Origin of the sequence: Methylobacterium amylolyticum (assembly GCF_030700245.1) — a bacterium.
Classification (GTDB): Bacteria; Pseudomonadota; Alphaproteobacteria; order Rhizobiales; family Beijerinckiaceae; genus Methylobacterium.
In genome coordinates, this window is record NZ_JAUYZI010000002.1 from 271,819 (window position 1) to 288,314 (window position 16,496).

20 protein-coding genes are annotated in these 16,496 nt (G+C 73.6%); 10 read left to right on the forward strand and 10 right to left on the reverse strand.

Annotation, left to right across the window (positions count from 1 at the left end; all coding sequences use genetic code 11):
- Positions 1–47 precede the first annotated feature (47 nt).
- Together Q8W71_RS03020 and Q8W71_RS03025 are read right to left on the reverse strand one after the other, a co-directional pair.
- Positions 48–455: a helix-turn-helix domain-containing protein gene (locus tag Q8W71_RS03020; RefSeq protein ID WP_305523826.1), complete on the reverse strand. Its 408-nt coding sequence runs from the start codon at positions 453–455 to the stop codon at positions 48–50.
- 587 nt (positions 456–1,042) lie between these two features.
- A complete protein-coding gene (locus Q8W71_RS03025) occupies positions 1,043–1,609 on the reverse strand; it encodes a DUF6891 domain-containing protein (protein WP_305523827.1) in 567 nt (188 codons plus the stop codon).
- Between the two features lie 170 nt (positions 1,610–1,779).
- Between Q8W71_RS03025 and Q8W71_RS03030 the strand changes: the two genes are divergently transcribed.
- The 5 genes from Q8W71_RS03030 to Q8W71_RS03050 all read left to right on the forward strand — a co-directional run bounded on the left by Q8W71_RS03030 (position 1,780) and on the right by Q8W71_RS03050 (position 5,618).
- Positions 1,780–2,646 carry a thermonuclease family protein gene (locus Q8W71_RS03030; RefSeq protein ID WP_305523828.1) on the forward strand — a complete coding sequence of 289 codons (867 nt, stop codon included), beginning with the start codon at positions 1,780–1,782 and terminating at the stop codon, positions 2,644–2,646.
- 4 nt (positions 2,647–2,650) lie between these two features.
- Positions 2,651–4,114: a M48 family metalloprotease gene (locus tag Q8W71_RS03035; protein WP_305523829.1), complete on the forward strand. Its 1,464-nt coding sequence runs from the start codon at positions 2,651–2,653 to the stop codon at positions 4,112–4,114.
- 26 nt (positions 4,115–4,140) lie between these two features.
- On the forward strand, positions 4,141–4,824 hold the full coding sequence (locus Q8W71_RS03040; protein ID WP_305523830.1) for a glutathione S-transferase family protein: 684 nt from the start codon (positions 4,141–4,143) through the stop codon (positions 4,822–4,824).
- Positions 4,825–4,914: 90 nt separating this feature from the next.
- Positions 4,915–5,274 carry a type II toxin-antitoxin system RelE/ParE family toxin gene (locus tag Q8W71_RS03045; protein WP_305523831.1) on the forward strand — a complete coding sequence of 120 codons (360 nt, stop codon included), beginning with the start codon at positions 4,915–4,917 and terminating at the stop codon, positions 5,272–5,274.
- Positions 5,275–5,321: 47 nt separating this feature from the next.
- Positions 5,322–5,618 (forward strand): helix-turn-helix domain-containing protein, encoded by a 297-nt coding sequence (locus Q8W71_RS03050; protein WP_305523832.1) that lies wholly within the window; start codon positions 5,322–5,324, stop codon positions 5,616–5,618.
- 112 nt (positions 5,619–5,730) lie between these two features.
- Here the strand turns inward: Q8W71_RS03050 and serA are convergent, their stop codons facing one another.
- Together serA and Q8W71_RS03060 are read right to left on the reverse strand one after the other, a co-directional pair.
- Positions 5,731–7,332, reverse strand: coding sequence for a phosphoglycerate dehydrogenase (gene serA / locus Q8W71_RS03055; protein WP_305523833.1), 1,602 nt, complete (start codon positions 7,330–7,332; stop codon positions 5,731–5,733).
- Between the two features lie 164 nt (positions 7,333–7,496).
- Positions 7,497–8,669, reverse strand: coding sequence for a phosphoserine transaminase (locus Q8W71_RS03060; RefSeq protein WP_305523834.1), 1,173 nt, complete (start codon positions 8,667–8,669; stop codon positions 7,497–7,499).
- A 232-nt stretch (positions 8,670–8,901) separates the two neighbouring features.
- Here Q8W71_RS03060 and Q8W71_RS03065 point away from each other — a divergent pair, with 232 nt between their 5' ends.
- Entirely contained in the window at positions 8,902–9,078 is a 177-nt protein-coding gene (locus Q8W71_RS03065) for a hypothetical protein (RefSeq protein ID WP_305523835.1), read from the forward strand.
- Positions 9,079–9,188: 110 nt separating this feature from the next.
- On the opposite strand, the gene trmD is transcribed toward Q8W71_RS03065, so the two are convergent.
- Positions 9,189–9,908 carry a tRNA (guanosine(37)-N1)-methyltransferase TrmD gene (trmD, locus tag Q8W71_RS03070; RefSeq protein WP_305523836.1) on the reverse strand — a complete coding sequence of 240 codons (720 nt, stop codon included), beginning with the start codon at positions 9,906–9,908 and terminating at the stop codon, positions 9,189–9,191.
- A 76-nt stretch (positions 9,909–9,984) separates the two neighbouring features.
- Between trmD and Q8W71_RS03075 the strand changes: the two genes are divergently transcribed.
- Positions 9,985–10,758: a class I SAM-dependent methyltransferase gene (locus Q8W71_RS03075; protein WP_305523837.1), complete on the forward strand. Its 774-nt coding sequence runs from the start codon at positions 9,985–9,987 to the stop codon at positions 10,756–10,758.
- Between the two features lie 71 nt (positions 10,759–10,829).
- A complete protein-coding gene (locus Q8W71_RS03080; RefSeq protein WP_305523838.1) occupies positions 10,830–11,618 on the forward strand; it encodes a bestrophin-like domain in 789 nt (262 codons plus the stop codon).
- Positions 11,619–11,647: 29 nt separating this feature from the next.
- On the opposite strand, the gene rimM is transcribed toward Q8W71_RS03080, so the two are convergent.
- From rimM to Q8W71_RS03105, 5 genes are read right to left on the reverse strand one after another with little or no spacing between them, the layout of a single operon-like run.
- Positions 11,648–12,331, reverse strand: a complete 684-nt coding sequence (gene rimM / locus Q8W71_RS03085) for a ribosome maturation factor RimM (protein ID WP_305523839.1) — start codon at positions 12,329–12,331, stop codon at positions 11,648–11,650.
- A gap of 10 nt (positions 12,332–12,341) precedes the next feature.
- A complete protein-coding gene (rpsP, locus tag Q8W71_RS03090) occupies positions 12,342–12,701 on the reverse strand; it encodes a 30S ribosomal protein S16 (RefSeq protein WP_305523840.1) in 360 nt (119 codons plus the stop codon).
- 6 nt (positions 12,702–12,707) lie between these two features.
- A complete protein-coding gene (locus tag Q8W71_RS03095; RefSeq protein WP_305523841.1) occupies positions 12,708–13,040 on the reverse strand; it encodes a chorismate mutase in 333 nt (110 codons plus the stop codon).
- Positions 13,037–14,614, reverse strand: coding sequence for a signal recognition particle protein (ffh, locus tag Q8W71_RS03100; RefSeq protein WP_305523842.1), 1,578 nt, complete (start codon positions 14,612–14,614; stop codon positions 13,037–13,039). Before ffh ends, Q8W71_RS03095 begins: the two co-directional genes overlap by 4 nt.
- 19 nt (positions 14,615–14,633) lie before the next feature.
- Complete coding sequence (locus Q8W71_RS03105) at positions 14,634–14,876, reverse strand: eL24 family ribosomal protein (protein WP_305523862.1); 243 nt, start codon at positions 14,874–14,876, stop codon at positions 14,634–14,636.
- A 293-nt stretch (positions 14,877–15,169) separates the two neighbouring features.
- Here Q8W71_RS03105 and Q8W71_RS03110 point away from each other — a divergent pair, with 293 nt between their 5' ends.
- Positions 15,170–15,808, forward strand: coding sequence for an ATPase (locus tag Q8W71_RS03110; RefSeq protein ID WP_305523843.1), 639 nt, complete (start codon positions 15,170–15,172; stop codon positions 15,806–15,808).
- Positions 15,809–16,049: 241 nt separating this feature from the next.
- Entirely contained in the window at positions 16,050–16,391 is a 342-nt protein-coding gene (locus Q8W71_RS03115) for a hypothetical protein (RefSeq protein ID WP_370875321.1), read from the forward strand.
- The last annotated feature ends 105 nt before the right edge of the window (positions 16,392–16,496 follow it).

The window sequence follows — 16,496 nt, forward strand, 5'->3', positions numbered from 1 at the left end:
CGGACGAAGCGTCCGAGAAATCGCACCCGCTCGCGGCTGGGACGGCCTCAGCGGTTGAGCTTGCGGTCCAGCGCCTGGATGGCGGCGGCCACGTCGCGGCGCGCCTCGTCCGAGAAATTCTCCGTGATGTGCCGGCCGACGATCTCGGCGAGACCCTGGAGGCCGCCCTCCGGGAACGGCTGCTGCGGCCCCTCCTCCATGCCCCGGGGCCCGGCGTCGTCGGTCCGGGGCATGCCGCTGAAGAAGTATTCCATCGGCACCCGCGTCATGCGGGAGAAGATGTCGAGGTGGACGGCGCTGATGCGGTTCGTGCCCTTCTCGTACTTCTGAAGCTGCGCCGCCGACATGCCGAAGCTGCGCGCCACCTCCCGCTGCGTCAGAGACGCCTTCCGGCGCTGCTCGGCGATGCGCTGCCCGACATAGACGTCGCGCTGATCGGTCTTCTGGCCTGCCATCGATCGAGACTCGTCACCCCCGTGACCCAGACCGCGCGCGGAGCGCGGACGAGCTTGCCCGCGAAAGCTTAACCGCAGCTCGATATATTGTCACGGGTCGGCGCGCGCGGAGACGGAGGATCTCCGACGATTGTGGCGTCCCCGGCAGGGCTCGAACCTGCGACCCCAGGTTTCATACCACTTCGGCTTTCGCCGCCGCGCGGTGCGCGTTCGTGGCCTGGACTATCCCTTCACCGTGGGCTCGGGGCCCGGAGGCCCGGCCGTTAGGTGCCGCCCGTCTAGTCTCTACACCTTCCCGGAGGCGCGAGCCCCCGGGCTTGGCTCGGGATCGGCAGGGCGCCGACGCCTCGCGGCGGCGGCGCCGGGAGCGTTCCCCGACTTTGAGCGGATCCGCCGCGCGGTTTCCCGGCGCGGCGCCCAATTTGCGTTTAGGAAACCTGTGCTCTGTCCAACTGAGCTACGGAGACGACCCGGCGCTCTTAGCATCTTCGCCGAGCCCAGCCAACCGGCGCCTCGGGCCGGATCCGCGGCCAAGTCCTTGGCGCGACGCGCTCTCTCGTGCCGGGCCCGGATCGACCGACGACGGCCTATCCGGCGAAGCGGCGCTTCCAGTCGAACCGTTCGAGCACGATCCGCCGCCCGGGATCGCCGTCCCAGCACGGCGCCAGCCCCGCGGCCTCCAGGGCCGACACGACCAGCCGGGCGACGTGCGCCTTCTCGGGCACGTCGCCCCGGATGTGGTCGAAGGCGATCCAGAGCGGGGCGCCCTCGACGGCGCGCTCGACGTCCTGGGCGTGGTAGAAGCAGTAGCCGAGGAACCGGTCCTTCGGGACCCGGGCCAGCGCCTCGGCCGCCTCGACATGGCCGTCGGCCACGGTGAAGCCGGCGTTGTGCAGGGCGAGGATGCCCGCGTCCGCGAGCGCGGCGAAGGCGACGTCGAGCCGGTCGCAATCGGTCGTGGCCGGCCACGACGCCTCGTCGGCGGCCTTGCGGGCGAACTCGGCGGCGGCGAAGGCGTGCAGGGCGTCCTCGTCGAGCTCCGGCTCGTCGAGGAGGAGGTCCGCGATCAGGTCGTCGGCCTCGTCGGGACCGGTGAAGCCGGACCAGACCGCCACGCGGATCACGTGCCGCTCGTCGTCACCGATCTCCGCCACCGGATGCGCCCTCGACCGAGCCCGCGGGCCGGGCGGACGGCAGCGTATCCCCCGCGGAAGGTGCCGTCGAGGCGGAGTGTGCGGCTTGGCGCGCGGGCCCGGGCCCGGCATGATCGCCCCGATCGGACGGTCACGGATGGCGGACGATCACGGATGTCGGGCGGTCACGGATGGCGGCACCCGCGCGACGGCTGGCGGTTCTGGCGGCGGCGCTCGCGGCGCTCTCGGCGCTGCCATGGGCCGCCGCGTCCGCCCCGCTCGGGCCCGCGGCGTGCCGGGCCGGGCCGGCGCGGACCGAGACCCTGGCCGAACTCGGCCCGCGCGGGGAGCTGCGCTTCGCCGCGGGCGGCCGGGCGATCCTCGATTCGCTGCGCTGGCCCGAGGACGCGGCGGGCGCGGCCGCGCAGGAGCGGCTCGGGGCCTTCCGGGGCCGCCGGATCCGCGTCGTCCCGCGCGGGGCGCCGGACCGCTGGGAGCGCGAGCGGGTGGACGCGCAGACGGAGGACGCGCAGGCGGAGGACGGCGACGCGGATCTCGCGGGCGACCTGATCGCCGCCGGCCTCGCCTACGCCGATCCGGGGGAGGCCGACGCCCTGTGCCGGCCGGGCCTGCGCGCCGTCGAGGCGGGGGCGCGGGCGCGGCGCCTCGGGCTGTGGGAGCGCGCGCCGCCCTCGGTGGAGGACGGGCCGGCCCTGCGGGCGCTCGCCGGCCGCTTCGCCGTGGTCGAGGGCCGGGTGCGCCATGTCGGGGAGCGGAGCGCCCGCACCTACCTCGACTTCGCGCCCCGCGGCGCCGACGGGCTGACGGTCACGGTAACGAAACGCACTTGGCGAATGATGGCGGCCCGTGGTTTGAGTGCCGACACGCTCGAAGGGCGCCGGGTGCGGGTGCGCGGCCTCGTCGAGCTGTGGCGCGGCCCGACGATCGAGGCCGCCACGGCGGAGGCCGTCGAGCTGGTGGACGAGGCGCCCGGGGCGGCGCCCTCGGAGTCGCCCGCGCCCGGGGCCTCCGGGCGGGAGCTGGGGTTGCGGCGCTGATCCGATGGACGGGACACGGGGGCAGATCGGGGGATGTCGGGGGGCCTGGGTCGCCCTCCTCGTCCTCGTGCTCGGCGGCTGCGCGGGCGAGCAGACCGGCGCGGTGCTGGCGCCCGCCGCCGTGCGGGTGCCGGTCGAGGCGCCGCGGGTCACCGGCCGCGATCGCGCGGGCGACGCCGACCACGCCAAGCTCGTGGCCGCGTTCGGCGGCGAGGCCCGCGCCCCGGCGGTGACGCGCCTGCTCACCGAGATCACCGACCGGCTCGTCCGGGCGAGCGACCGGCCGGACCAGGCCTACGCGGTGACCCTGCTCGACTCCCCCGTGGTCAACGCCTTCGCCCTGCCGAACGGCCGGCTCTACGTCACCCGCGGCCTCGTGGCGCTGGCGAGCGATTCCTCCGAGGTCGCCGCCGTGCTGGCCCACGAGATGGCCCACGTCACCCTCAACCACGCCAACGCCCGCAGCGAGATGGAGCTGCGCTCGGCCCTCGTCAGCCGGGTGGTGGCCGACGTGCTGAACGACCCCGACACGGGGGCGCAGCTCAAGAACCAGTCGCGCTTCGCGCTGGCCCGCTTCTCCCGGGAGCAGGAGCTGGAGGCGGACGCGGCGGGGGTGCGCACGCTGGCGGGGGCGGGCTACGACCCCTTCGCCGCCGGCCGCTTCCTGACCGCGCTCAACCGCGCGACCGGGCTGAAGGCGGGGACCGGCACCGCGGCCGAGCCCGACATGCTGGCGACCCATCCGGGCACCGCCGAGCGGGTGGTCCTCGTCACCCGCGCCGCCCGCCGCAGCGGGGCGCCGGGCCTCGGGACCGACGACCGGACCCGCTACCTCGCCGCGGTGGACGGGCTCGCCTACGGCGACAACCCCCGCGACGGCGCGGTGCGCGGCCGCCGCTTCCTCCATCCCGGCCTCGGCATCGCCTTCGAGGTGCCGGACGGCTTCACCCTGGAGAACACCCGCTCGGCGGTGCTCGGCACCACCGGGGAAGGCAGCCGGCGGCTGCTGTTCGACCAGATCGAGGCGCGGGACGGCCAGTCCCTCGACGCGGTGCTGAAGGCGACCTGGAACGACCCCGTCGACCCCGCGGCCTCCGAGACGCGCGAGCTGAACGGGCACCCGGCCGCCTTCACCCTGTCGCGCGGCAAGGACTGGACCTTCCGGCTCGCGGCGATCCGGCTCGGCGACACCACCTACCGGATGATCATGGCCGCCAAGGGTGCGGTCGACCCGGACCCGGCCTTCCGCCGCTGGACCGCGAGTCTGAACGCCGTCGCCCCCGACGAGGCCGCGGCGCTGCGGCCGACCCGCCTCCAGGTGGTGCAGGCGGCCTCGACCAATCCGGACGAGCTCGTCCGCCGCATGGCGGTGCCGGACCGGGCGCTGGACCGCTTCCTCGTCCTCAACGGGCTGGAGCGCGGCGCATCCCTCGTGCCGGGACGGGGTTACAAGATCGTGGTCGAGTAGGGGCCGGGCGCCCCGGGGAGAACGCCGTGATCCGCTTCTACTACAACCTGTCGCCGAACCCGATGAAGGTCGCGCTCTGCCTGGAGGAGCTGGAACTCCCCTACGAGCCGGTCCCGGTCGACGTGCGCCGGGGCGAGCAGTTCGATCCCGGCTACACCGCGCTCAACCCGAACGCGAAGTTGCCGACCCTCGTCGACGGCGACACGACGGTGTTCGACTCGAATGCCATCCTCCTGCACCTCGCCGAGACGACCGGCCGCTTCCTGCCCTCCGGCGGGACCGCCCGCGCCGAGATGCTGTCCTGGCTGATGTTCGTGGCCACCGGCATCGGCCCGTACTCGGGCCAGGGCGTCCATTTCCGCCACTTCGCCCCCGCCGATGCCGGCGCCTACGCCCGCGAGCGCTACGCCTACGAGGCGCGCCGCCACTGGGGCATCCTCGACGCGCGGCTCGCCGACCGCGCCTACGTGCTGGGCGAGGCCTACACGATCGTCGACATGGCGGCCTGGGGCTGGGCGCGGATGGTGCCGTTCGTGCTCGGCGAGGGCGCGTTCGCCGAGTTGCCCAACGTCAAGCGCCTGCTCGACACGATCAACGCCCGGCCGGCGGCCCAGCGCGCCGAGGCGCTGAAGGGCCGCCACGCCTTCAAGGCCGAGATGGACGCCGAGGCGCGGGCCAACATGTTCCGGTTCATCAAGCCGGCGGGCTGACGGGGCGCACGAACGCGCGGGGGCGAAACCGTCCCCGCATCATGCCGATGCGTCGTTGACTTATATACGTCCCTGACTTACGATCGTGGTGTGGCGCTCCCGTTGCACACCATCGTCGAGACGCCGGACTATCTGGCGGACGCCAAGCGGGCCGGCATGACCGAGGCCGACCGCGACCGGGCCGCGGATCTCTATGCCGAGTCTCCCGACTACGGCGATGAGATCCGAGGCTCGGGCGGCGTGCGCAAGGGCCGCTTGGCCGGGCGCGGCAAGGGCAAGTCGGGCGGTTTCCGGATCGTCTCGATCTACCTTGGCGCCGCGCTTCCCGTCTATCTCATCGCCGTCCTCAGCAAGGGGGACCGCGAGACGTTCACCGATGCGGAGGTCAACCAATTCAAGACCATCACGACCGCTATCAAAGCCAAGTTCCGCGGGCGGAGCCGGAATTGATGGCCTCGTCGCCGCGACACCCAGGCTGCCGAGGAGGGGCATCCGCGATGACCGACAGCTTCACCCGCATCATGGGCGGGCTCAATAGTGCGCTCGCCCACGCGCAGGGCACGCCCCCTGAGGGCACCCGGGTGCGCGTCCCGAGGGACCTCGACGTGGCCGCGATCCGGGCACGGACGGGGCTGGCGCAGCCCGCCTTCGCGGCGACCATCGGCGTCTCGGTGGGGACGCTCCGGGGCTGGGAACAGCGGCGGCGCCAGCCCGACGGGCCGGCGCGCGTGCTCCTGGCGATGGTGGAGCGGCGTCCCGGCGTGGTCGAGGAACTGCTGGGCGAGGACGCCTGAGGCGGTGCAGTCCTCGCGCATCGTCCTGGGTACCGGATCCAGGACGATGCGCTAGACCTCTGATTTGCATCATCTTTTCCGAAAGCCGGCGACCACCTTTCGGGACGATGCTCTAGAACCGCACCGCCCGCACCCGCTTCACCTGCGGGATCGCGGCGATGTCGGCGAGCACCGCCTCGGGGACCGGGCCGTCCACCGCCACGAAGGCGATGGCGTTGCCGCCCTCGCGCTCGCGGCCGAGCGCGAAGGTCGCGACGTTCACCCCGGCCTCGCCGAGCACGCTGCCGAACCGGCCGATGAAGCCCGCCTTGTCGTGGTTGCGCACGTAGAGCATGTGCGGCGCAAACGCCGCGTCCACGGCGATGCTCCGGATCTCGACCACCCGCGGCTTGCCGTCGTGGAACACCGTGCCGGCGGCGTCGCGGGGCATGTCCTGCGCGTCGACGGTGATCCGCACCACTGATTCGAACGTGCTGTGGCCGCCCTCGCGCTTGATCTCGTCGATCACGATGCCGTGCTCCCGGGCGATGGCCGGGGCCGAGACCATGTTCACGTCGGGCAGGAACGGCCGCAGCACGCCGGTGACCGCCGCGGCGGTGAGCGCGCGGGTGTTCATCTCCGCGACCGCGCCCTCGTAGGTCACGCGGATGCCCGTCACCGGCGCCTCGGTGAGCTGGCCGAGGAACGAGCCGAGCTTCTCCGACAGCTCCACGAACGGCCGCAGCCGCGGCGCCTCGTCGGCGCTGATCGCCGGGAAGTTGATCGCGTTGGAGATCGCCCCGTCCACGAGGTAGGCCGACATCTGCTCGGCCACCTGGAGCGCGACATTCTCCTGCGCCTCCGCCGTCGAGGCGCCGAGATGGGGCGTGCAGACCACGTTCGGGTGCCCGAACAGCGGGTTGTCCAGCGCCGGCTCGGTCACGAACACGTCGAAGGCCGCCCCCGCCACCTGGCCCGAATCGAGGGCGGCGCGCAGGGCCGCCTCGTCCACGAGGCCGCCGCGGGCGCAGTTGACGATCCGCACCCCGGGCTTCGTCCGGGCGAGCGCCTCGGCCGAGAGGATGTTGCGGGTCTTGTCGGTGAGCGGCACGTGCAGGGTGATCACGTCCGCGCGCGCGAGGAGCTGCTCCAGCTCGACCTTCTCGACCCCGAGCGCCACGGCCCGCTCGGCCGAGAGGAAGGGGTCGTAGGCGATCACCTTCATGCGCAGGCCGATGCCGCGGTCGGCGACGATCGCGCCGATGTTGCCGCAGCCGACGACGCCGAGGGTCTTGGCCGTCAGCTCCACGCCGAGGAAGCGGTTCTTCTCCCAGCGTCCCGCCTGCGTCGAGGCGTCGGCCTGCGGGATCTGGCGGGCCAGCGCGAACATCATCGCCACCGCGTGCTCGGCGGTGGTGATGGCGTTGCCGTGGGGCGTGTTCATCACGATCACGCCCCGGGCGGTGGCGGCGGCCACGTCGACGTTGTCGACGCCGATGCCGGCCCGGCCGATCACCGCCAGCCGCTCGGCGGCGGCGAGCACCTTCGGGGTGACCTTGGTGGCCGAGCGGATCGCCAGCCCGTCATAGGCGCCGATCTCCCGGATCAGCGCGTCCCGGTCCTTGCCGAGATCGGGCCGGAAATCGACCGCGACGCCGCGCTCGCGGAAGACGCGCAGCGCCGCCTCGGACAGGGCGTCGGAGACGAGGACTCTCTTTTGGGACTGTGCGGGCATGCGTGGGCCTCCGCGGCCTGGAAGGCGCGCGATCACCGCGCGTCCTCCCTCCCCCTTGCGGGGAGGGGTAGGGGTGGGGGTGGTTCAGGAGGGATCGGAGCGGTGCCGTCTGCACCACCCCCACCCTCGATCCCTCCCCACAAGGGGGAGGGAAGTGGCCCTCTTCAGGCGGCCTTGGCGAGCAGTGCCGCCTTCTCTTCCGCGAACGCCCAGTCGAGCCAGGGCGTGAGCGCTTCGAGGTTCGCGCGCTCGACGGTCGCCCCGCACCAGATCCGCAGGCCGGCGGGGGCGTCGCGGTAGGCGGCGATGTCGTCGGCCACGCCCTCGTGCTCCAGCCGCTTGGCGATGCCCTTGGCCACCGCCGCCACCGCCGCGTCGCCGCGGGCGAGCACGTCCGCGTCGGCGATCACGAGGCAGACGCCGGTGTTGGACCGCGTCGCCGGGTCGGCGGCGAGGTTGTCGATCCAGGGCGTGCGCGCCACCCAGTCGTGCAGGACGGCGGCGTTGGCGTCGGCCCGCGCGTGCAGCGCCGGCAGGCCGCCGAGGCCCTCCGCCCAGGCCAGCGTGTCGAGGTAATCCTCCACCGCGAGCATCGAGGGCGTGTTGATGGTCTCGCCCTGGAAGATGCCCTCGATGAGCGCGCCGCCCTTGGTGAGCCGAAACACCTTCGGCAGCGGCCAGGCGGGGGTGTAGCTCTCCAGCCGCGCCACCGCGCGGGGGGAGAGGATCAGCATCCCGTGCGCGGCCTCGCCGCCCATCACCTTCTGCCAGGAGAAGGTCACGACATCGAGCTTGTCCCAGGGCAGCGCCTGCGCGAAGGCCGCCGAGGTCGCGTCGCAGATCGTGATCCCCTCGCGGTCGGCGGCGATCCAGTCGCCGTCCGGCACGCGCACGCCCGCGGCGGTGCCGTTCCAGGTGAAGACCACGTCGCTGGTCTTCGTGTCGATCGCCGCGAGGTCCGGCAGGGTGCCGTAGGGGGTCTGGTGGATCGTCGGGTCGATCTTGAGCTGCTTGAGCGCGTCCGTGACCCACTCCTTGCCGAACGCCTCCCAGGCGGCGACCGCCACCGGGCGCTCGCCCAGCATCGTCCACATCGCCATCTCGACGGCGCCGGTGTCGGAGGCCGGCACGATGCCGATGCGGTAATCGGCGGGCACCCGCAGCACCGAGCGCGTCTGGTCGATCGCCCGGGCGAGCTTGGCCTTGCCGAGGGGGGAGCGGTGCGAGCGGCCGAGCGCCGCGTCGGACAGCGCCTGCGGGGTCCAGCCGGGGCGCTTGGCGCAGGGACCGGACGAGAAGTGGGGCACGTGCGGGCGCGCGTGGGGTCGAGCGTTCATCCTATCCATCCTTCCAGATGGGCGCTCCTCGTTGGGGAGGAGTGTCCCGCCGACCCGCATGCGCCGGATCGGGGGCGCGAGGCAAGCCCCCCGGCCCGTGTCCGGGGTTGCAGAATCGCCGCGCCGTCGCGCCTGACCCCGGTCGGGACGGCGCGGCGCCCGGGCGGACAACCGTCGATTAAGCCCGGGGCTCTAGCCTGAACGGCGTACCGCGTTGCGTAGAGGTACGGTCATGACTGTCGACGAGGCCGTCGTTCTGGCGGCCGGAACTTTATTGGCCGTGCTGCTGGCCGCCGCATCCCGCCTGCGGCGGGGCGTGCGCCTCGACCGGCCCGCGCCGCAGCCCCTGCGGCGCGACGCCCTCGGCTTCGACGCCGACGGCCCGGTGCTCGATTTGGAGCCGGCCTGAGGCGCGTCGGCAACCAGCCTACCTCACCTCCCCACAAGGGGATCAGGAACGGAGACGAGGGGACGCGCGGGGTTCCGAGAGCCGGGGACGAGTCCGGCGCGCCGATCCGTTCACGGATCGGGACGATCGTCGCCTCTATCCAGATCCGGGCGCCGCTCGGCCGTGATGGCTTCCGCCTGCGCCCGCCGCCAGCGGGCGATCGCCCCGTGGTTGCCGCCGCACAGCACGTCGGGGATCGCCCGGCCCTCCCAGTCCCGCGGCCGCGTGTAGTGCGGGTATTCGAGCAGCCCGCCCTCGAAGCTCTCCTCGACGCCCGAGGCGGGCTTGCCCATCACGCCGGGCAGCAGGCGCACGCAGGCGTCGAGCAGCGTCAGAGCCGCGATCTCGCCGCCCGAGAGCACGTAGTCGCCGATCGAGACCTCCTCCAGGTTCCGGCCGGCGATCACCCGCTCGTCGACCCCCTCGAACCGGCCGCAGACGATCAGCACGCCCGCCCCCTCGGCGAGCGCGCGCACCCGGGCCTGCCGCAGCGGCCGGCCGCGCGGCGACATCAGCAGGCGCGGGCGCGGGTCGTCGGGCGGGGCCGCGGCGTCGATCGCGGCGGCGAGCACGTCGCAGCGCAGCACCATCCCGGCGCCGCCGCCGGCGGGGGTGTCGTCCACCGCCCGGTGGCGGCCGAGGCCGTGGTCGCGGATGTTGCGGGCCTCGCAGGTCCAGTCGCCCCGCGCCAGCGCGTCCCCCGACAGCGACAGGCCGAGGGGGCCCGGGAACATCTCCGGGTAGAGGGTGAGCACCGTGGCCCGCCAGCCGTGTCCGTCGTCGCGCGTCATGGCGCCTGATGGCGCGGGCGTGCCCGCCCGGTCAACGGCACGGGCGCCGCGGCCGGCCTTCGGGTATGGTGGACCGATGATGATCCGCGCCGCCCTCGCCCGCCTCGCTCCGGCCCTCCTCACTTCGGCCCTCTTCGTTCCGGCCTTCTTGGCCCTCGCGCTGCCCGCCGCCGCGGCCGGGCCGCTCGGGCCGCCGGGCGAACCGGCCAGGAGCTTCCCGAAGCCGGACCGGCCGGTGGCCGAGATCGTCGCGCCGCAATGGGCGGTGGAGGCGGACCGGGACAAGGCCGACGAGTTCGGCCAGATCTCCCGGGCGATGGGCATCAAGCCCGGGGAGAGCGTGGCCGATATCGGCGCCGGCAACGGCTACCACGTCACCCGCCTCAGCCCGCTGGTCGGCCCCACGGGGCGGGTCTTCGCCGAGGACGTGACGCCCGCCTACCTCGCCGACCTGGAGCGGCGAGTGAAGGGCCTGGGGAACGTCACGGTGGTGCGGGGCGCGGCCCACGACCCGCGCCTGCCCCCGGCCTCCCTCGACGCGGCGATCCTGGTGCACATGTACCACGAGATCAGCCAGCCCTACGGCCTGCTCCACAACCTCGCGCCGGCGATGAAGCCCGGCGGGCGCGTCGGCATCGTCGACGCCGACGACATCCCCTCGCGCCACGGCACGCCGCCGGCGCTGCTGCGCTGCGAACTCGCCGCCGCCGGCTACCGCGAGATCGGCTTCCACCCGCTCACCGGCGATGTCGGCTACCTGATGGTGTTCGCAGCCCCCGCGCCGGACAAGCGGCCGAAGCCCGGGGCGATCCGGCCCTGCCGGGACGCGGCGACGCGGGCGAAGCGGTAGGGCGCCTTCACCCTTTCTCAGACAACGGGTGCGAGGATCGCGGGCAGACCGCCCCTCGCGCAGGCCCTCGCATGTTCCTCGAATTCTGGCTGGATCAGCCCCTCTGGACGGGGTTCGTCCTGCTGACGATCCCGTTCGTCGTCGTCAGCCTCACCCTGTGGCTGATCACCGTCCTGCGCGTCACGCGGCCGGCGATGCTCTGGGCCGGCACCGGCATGGTCCCCACCTACTTCGCGGTGTTCTCGACGCTGCTCGCCCTGCTCACCGGCTTCGTGGCTAACGACGCCTGGGAGCGCCAGCGCGCGGCGTCCCGGGTGCTGCAATCCGAGCGCGCGAACGCGCTGGCGATCCACGACCTCAGCCTCGCCGCGGTCTCCGACATGAAGACCATCCGCACGGGGCTGGCGGAGTATCTCGACGCGGTGATCGGCGTGGAATGGTCGCGCATGAGCGAGGGCGCCTCCGCCCCCGAGGCGGGCCGGCGCCTCGGCCGCCTGCTCGCGACGATCGCCGATCCGAAGATCTCCGCCGAGGCGGGCGCGGCGACCCACGCCGCCCTCCTCAACGCGGCGATGGCCCTGCGCGCCGACCGCGGCGAGCGGCTCGCCCTCAGCGCCGCCTCCGCCGACGACACCAAGTGGCTCACCCTGCTGATCCTGGCCGCCCTGACGCTCGCCGCGCTCGCCCTCGTCCATGTCGAGCGGCCTCCGGCCCAGTTCACCGCGCTCACGCTCTTTTCCGTGGCGATGGTGGCCACGCTCGGCCTGATCGCGCTGCACGAGCGCCCGTTCGACGGGCCCCTCGCCAAGAGCGCCGAGCCCCTGCGCATCGCCCGGGCGGCGATGGAGGTCGCCCCGTGACGCGTCGAGCCGGCCTCGGCGAGACCGGCTCAGCCCGGATCGTCCGGCGGCCGCTCGCCGGGGGCGGCGAAGAAGTCGTCCGGCAGGGCGACCGTGACCCGCCGCGCCGGCAGGTCGAGGGCCGGCACGAACGCCTTCGTGAACGGCAGCAGCGCGGTGGCGCCCCCTGATACCGGGCGCAGTTCGAGGAGATCGCCGCCGCCGTAGTTCGGCACCGCGACGACGGTGCCGACGGCGTTGCCGTCCGCGTCCACGGCGGTGGCGCCGATCAGGTCCGTCGAGAAGAACTCGTCCGCCTCCTCCGGGCTGCCGAGGCGGGCGCGGGGCACGTAGAGGGCGAGGCGGTTCAGCGCCTCGGCGGCGGTGCGCCCGTTCACCCCCTGCACCCGGACGATCAGCATGTCCGGCGCGGCCCCGGGGGCGGGGCGCAGGTCGCCGAGCGTGACCGCGCGCCCGTCGGCGGTGACCAGGGGGCCGTAGCCGCCGATGCCGCGGGGCTCGGCGGTGTAGGATTTCAGCCGGACCTCGCCGGACAGCCCGTGCGCGCGCCCGAACTCGCCCATGAGGACGAGGTCGGGGTCGGCGGGCTCGGGCGGCGGCTTCGGGACCGGGGCCCGGGCCGAGGTGGCGGCGCCCGGCGCGATGGCGCCGGAGCCGGTGCGGCCGCGGCGGCCGCCGTCGCGGGGGGAGGGACCTGCGGGGCGGCGCGCCATGGCCCTCGCCTCAGGCGGCGTCCTCGGCCGGCGCGGCGGCCTTCTCGGCGCGCTTGGCGGCGCGCTCCTTGGCCTTGTCGCCCGGCTCCGCCTTCTGCGGGTTGTTGCGCGCCGGGCGCTTGGCCAGCCCGGCCTGGTCGAGGAAGCGCAGGACGCGGTCGGTCGGCTGCGCGCCCTTGGCGAGCCAGCCCTGGATCTTGTCGGTGTCGAGCTGGATGCGGGCCGGATCGTCCTTGGCCTTCATCGGGTCGTAGGCGCCGACCTTGTCGATGAACCGGCCGTCGCGCGGCGCCCGGGCGTCGGCCACGACGATGCGGTAGTACGGGCGCTTCTTGGCGCCGCCGCGGGTCAGTCGGATCTTGAGCGACATTGTTTGCTACTTTCCTTGTTGCTCGATCTTGGATTCGTGGTCCGCTTTGATCGATTGGTGATGCCGAATGACCTCTTTGACCACAAAAGCCAAAAATTTCTCGGCGAAATCGGGGTCGAGCTTGGCATCGACCGCGAGTGTGCGGAGCCGGGCGACCTGACGGGCCTCCCGGTCCGGATCGGAGGGGGGGATCCCCTTGCGGGCCTTCAGCTCGCCGACCCGCTGCGTGCAGCGGAAGCGCTCGGCGAGCAGGTGGATCAGCGCCGCGTCGAAATTGTCGATGCTGTCGCGCAGGCGCGCGAGTTCGGGATCGATGGCTTGGCCCGCCAGCACGCTCATTTCTTCTTCCCCGGCAGGAAGCCGCCGAGACCCGGCAGCTTCGGTCCGCCCAGGCCCGGAAGGCCGGGCATCTTGCCGGGCAGGCCGGGGAGCTTGCCGCCCCCGAGGCCCGGCGGCATCGGCGGCAGCTTGCCGCCGAACTGCTTCTGGATCTCGGCGATCTGCTCCGGCGTCGGCTCGGGCATGCCGGGCGGCAGCCCCGGCATCCCGCCGGGCATGCCGCCCCCGCCGCCGAGCCCGAACATCGACCCGAGCGCCTGCCCGATCCCGCGCTTGCCCGAGCCCATCGCCTTCATCATGTCGGCCATGGTCCGGTGCATCTTGAGGAGCTTGTTGATCTCCTCGACCTTCACGCCCGATCCCGCGGCGATGCGCTTCTTGCGGGAGTTCTTGAGGAGGTCGGGGTTCTTGCGCTCCTGCGCGGTCATCGAGGAGATGATCGCCCGCTGGCGCTTGAACATCTTCTCGTCGAGGTTGGCGCCCTCGACCTGCTTCTTGATCTGGCCCATGCCGGGCAGCATGCCCATCAGGCCGCCGATGCCGCCCATCTTCTCCATCTGGGCGAGCTGCATCGAGAGATCCTCGAGGTCGAACTTGCCCTTGCGCATCTTCTCGGCGGTGCGCAGGGCCTGCTCGTGGTCGATGGTCTCGGCCGCCTTCTCGACCAGCGAGACGATGTCGCCCATGCCGAGGATGCGGTTGGCCACGCGCGCCGGGTGGAACTCCTCCAGCGCGTCAACCTTCTCGCCGGTGCCCACGAGCTTGATCGGCTTGCCGGTGACCGCCCGCATCGACAGCGCCGCGCCGCCGCGGGAATCGCCGTCCATGCGGGTGAGCACGATGCCGGTGACGCCGAGGCGCTGGTCGAAGGCGCGGGCGGTGTTCACCGCGTCCTGACCCGTCAGGGCGTCGGCGACCAGCAGCACCTCGTGCGGACCCGTGGCCGCCTTCACCTCGGCGGCCTCGGCCATCAGCGCCTCGTCCACCGTGGTGCGGCCGGCGGTGTCGAGCATCACCACGTCGAAGCCGCCGAGGCGGGCGGCCTCCATCGCCCGGCGGGCGATCTGCACCGCCGACTGGCCGGCGACGATCGGCAGGCTCTCGACGCCCACCTGTCGGGCCAGCACCGCGAGCTGCTCCATCGCCGCCGGGCGGCGGGTGTCGAGGGAGGCGAGCAGCACCCGGCGCTTCTCGCGCTCGGTCAGCCGCCGGGCGATCTTGGCGGTGGTGGTGGTCTTGCCCGAGCCCTGGAGGCCGACCATCAGCACCGGTACGGGAGCCGGGGCGTTGAGGTCGATCGTCTCGGCGTCGGTGCCGAGCATCGCCACCAGCTCGTCGTTGACGATCTTGACGACCATCTGGCCGGGCGTGACCGACTTGAGCACGACGGCGCCGACCGCCTTCTCGCGCACCCGGTCGGTGAAGCCGCGCACCACCTCCAGCGCCACGTCGGCTTCGAGCAGGGCGCGGCGCACCTCGCGCATGGCGGCGGTGACGTCGGCCTCGGTGAGCGCACCCCGGCGGGTGAGCCCGGAGAGGATGCCGGAGAGGCGGTCGGAGAGGCCTTCGAACATGCTGTCCCGGGATCCGCCGTTACTGTTCCAGGCCGGCGCGCGACACGCGGCGCGCCTGGAGGCCGGCCTCGAAGGACTGGATCGCGCGGGCGAACTTGTCCCGGCAGCCGGGATTGCAGAACCCGACCACGGCGCCGTTGTAGAGGGTCAGCGAATCGGCGGCGATCGGCTTGCCCGACCACGGGCAGACCTCGTTCACCGCGTCCTCGATCTTCAGCGCGTCCTGCACGTCCGGACCGTGTGTGTGGTGGCCTTGCGTCATGCGGATGCCCCCGGGGTTCCAGTCCCGCCGGGGCGGATCGGCCAACGCCCATCGCGCCCGAGGGCGCACACGCGCTGTCGGGCGTTGGCCTCCGGCCTCTCGGACCGGTCGGCGGGGTCGGCGATCTGCTCGCGATCGGGAGGCCGGGGCGTAGCCGCCGCTCCGGGGAAAGTCAATTTTCCCGCCGCCGGTGGCGTCCGGAGGCGGCCGGCGCGGGGGCGGACCGGCCTTTTACCGAACGTTAAGCATGTTCCGATTCTCTGGGCTCAGCACCTGCCCCAGGACGACCGCCGATGTCGGAACCCGCCCGCTCCCTGCCGCCGATCGAGGCCGGCCGCCCCGCTCCGGGCCCGCTCCGGGACTGGCTCGCGGCGATGAAGGCCCACGCCGCCCCCGCTGCCGAGCCGGAGGCCCGCCCCGAGATCCGGTCCGAGGCCCGCGAGCCGGCGAAGCCCGTCCGGGCGGCCGAGCCGGCGTGGTCCCCCCGCCTCGTCCAGACCGAGGAGGCGCCCCGCGCCCCGGCCGCCGAGGACGCCGACGTGTCCGAGCTGATGGCCGAGAACCTGATGCTCAAGGCCAAGCTCCGCCTGGAGGACGAGCGCCGGGGCGAGCTGCAGGCGGCCCTGGCCGAGCAGATCCGCGAGCTGCGCCGCCACGTCGAGGAGGAGATGGGCTCGCTGGAGGACATGCGCGCCGAGCAGGAGGCGCTGCTGGCCGAGCGGGACGCGTCCCGCGCCGAGCACGAGCGCCTGCGCGCCGACCGCGACGCCCTGCGGGCCGAGCGCGACCGCGCCATCGCCGACCGCGAGGGCTTCCGCGCCGAGCGGGCGGCGCTGGCCACCGAGCGCGACGCCCTGCGCGAGGAGCGCGACCTGTGGCGCGCCCGCACCGAGGCGCTGGCCCAGCCGCTGTTCCAGGGGCAGCGGCGCTGAGATTCGACGCCGCCTCCGTCCTCGCGCGCGCGGCGACGCGATCCGGCAGCGCGATGCCACGTGGCCGCGCGCAGTCCCGGGTCGCCTCGCTTTCGCGCGCGTCGATGTGCGTGCCCAGAGGCGGCGTGGCGCCGGACTCCATCCGTGCCTTGACCTGGCACAAGCACAGCCCCCGCCCAGCGACGGATTCTTAAGCGTCCCGGTGTTGAATCAACCTCAACACGAACGGGAGAGTTTGCGCGTGCGTATCGACGGTTCCTTCACGATGATCCGCGCCGGGGGCCTCGCCCTCGCCGCGGCCCTGGCGATCGGGGCCGCCCCGGCGGTCGCCCGCGACCAGACTGGCGCGATCGTCACCGGCCTCGCGGCCGGCGTCGTCGGCGGCGTGGTCGGCAGCGCGCTGGTCAACGGCGGCAACCCGCCCCCGCCGCCGCCGGAGTACCGCCCGCGCCGCGTCCTCGTGGAGGAGCCGGAGACCATCGTGGTGCGCGAGCGCCGCGGCCCGATCTGCCACTACGAGCGCCGCAAGGAGTGGCTCGGCGACGGCGAGTTCACCTACCGCCGCGTCGAAGTCTGCGAGTGATCTTTTCGGACTCGGGTCGCTGACGTGAACCGGCGCCGGGCCCCCCCCCCCCCGGGGGGGGGGGGGGGGGGGGGCCCCCCCCGCCCCACGCCACCCCCACCCCCG

Bases quoted from the DNA above. Each gene is read 5' to 3' on its own strand.
- Q8W71_RS03030 (WP_305523828.1), top strand. From the start codon at position 1,780: ATGGCGGCACCCGCGCGACGGCTGGCGGTTCTGGCGGCGGCGCTCGCG.
- Q8W71_RS03050 (WP_305523832.1), top strand. From the start codon at position 5,322: ATGACCGACAGCTTCACCCGCATCATGGGCGGGCTCAATAGTGCGCTC.
- Q8W71_RS03060 (WP_305523834.1), bottom strand. From the start codon at position 8,669: ATGAACGCTCGACCCCACGCGCGCCCGCACGTGCCCCACTTCTCGTCC.
- rpsP (WP_305523840.1), bottom strand. From the start codon at position 12,701: ATGTCGCTCAAGATCCGACTGACCCGCGGCGGCGCCAAGAAGCGCCCG.
- Q8W71_RS03035 (WP_305523829.1), top strand. From the start codon at position 2,651: ATGGACGGGACACGGGGGCAGATCGGGGGATGTCGGGGGGCCTGGGTC.
- Q8W71_RS03095 (WP_305523841.1), bottom strand. From the start codon at position 13,040: ATGAGCGTGCTGGCGGGCCAAGCCATCGATCCCGAACTCGCGCGCCTG.
- rimM (WP_305523839.1), bottom strand. From the start codon at position 12,331: ATGGCGCGCCGCCCCGCAGGTCCCTCCCCCCGCGACGGCGGCCGCCGC.
- Q8W71_RS03080 (WP_305523838.1), top strand. From the start codon at position 10,830: ATGTTCCTCGAATTCTGGCTGGATCAGCCCCTCTGGACGGGGTTCGTC.
- Q8W71_RS03105 (WP_305523862.1), bottom strand. From the start codon at position 14,876: ATGACGCAAGGCCACCACACACACGGTCCGGACGTGCAGGACGCGCTG.
- trmD (WP_305523836.1), bottom strand. From the start codon at position 9,908: ATGACGCGCGACGACGGACACGGCTGGCGGGCCACGGTGCTCACCCTC.
- ffh (WP_305523842.1), bottom strand. From the start codon at position 14,614: ATGTTCGAAGGCCTCTCCGACCGCCTCTCCGGCATCCTCTCCGGGCTC.
- serA (WP_305523833.1), bottom strand. From the start codon at position 7,332: ATGCCCGCACAGTCCCAAAAGAGAGTCCTCGTCTCCGACGCCCTGTCC.
- Q8W71_RS03075 (WP_305523837.1), top strand. From the start codon at position 9,985: ATGATGATCCGCGCCGCCCTCGCCCGCCTCGCTCCGGCCCTCCTCACT.
- Q8W71_RS03065 (WP_305523835.1), top strand. From the start codon at position 8,902: ATGACTGTCGACGAGGCCGTCGTTCTGGCGGCCGGAACTTTATTGGCC.
- Q8W71_RS03110 (WP_305523843.1), top strand. From the start codon at position 15,170: ATGTCGGAACCCGCCCGCTCCCTGCCGCCGATCGAGGCCGGCCGCCCC.
- Q8W71_RS03020 (WP_305523826.1), bottom strand. From the start codon at position 455: ATGGCAGGCCAGAAGACCGATCAGCGCGACGTCTATGTCGGGCAGCGC.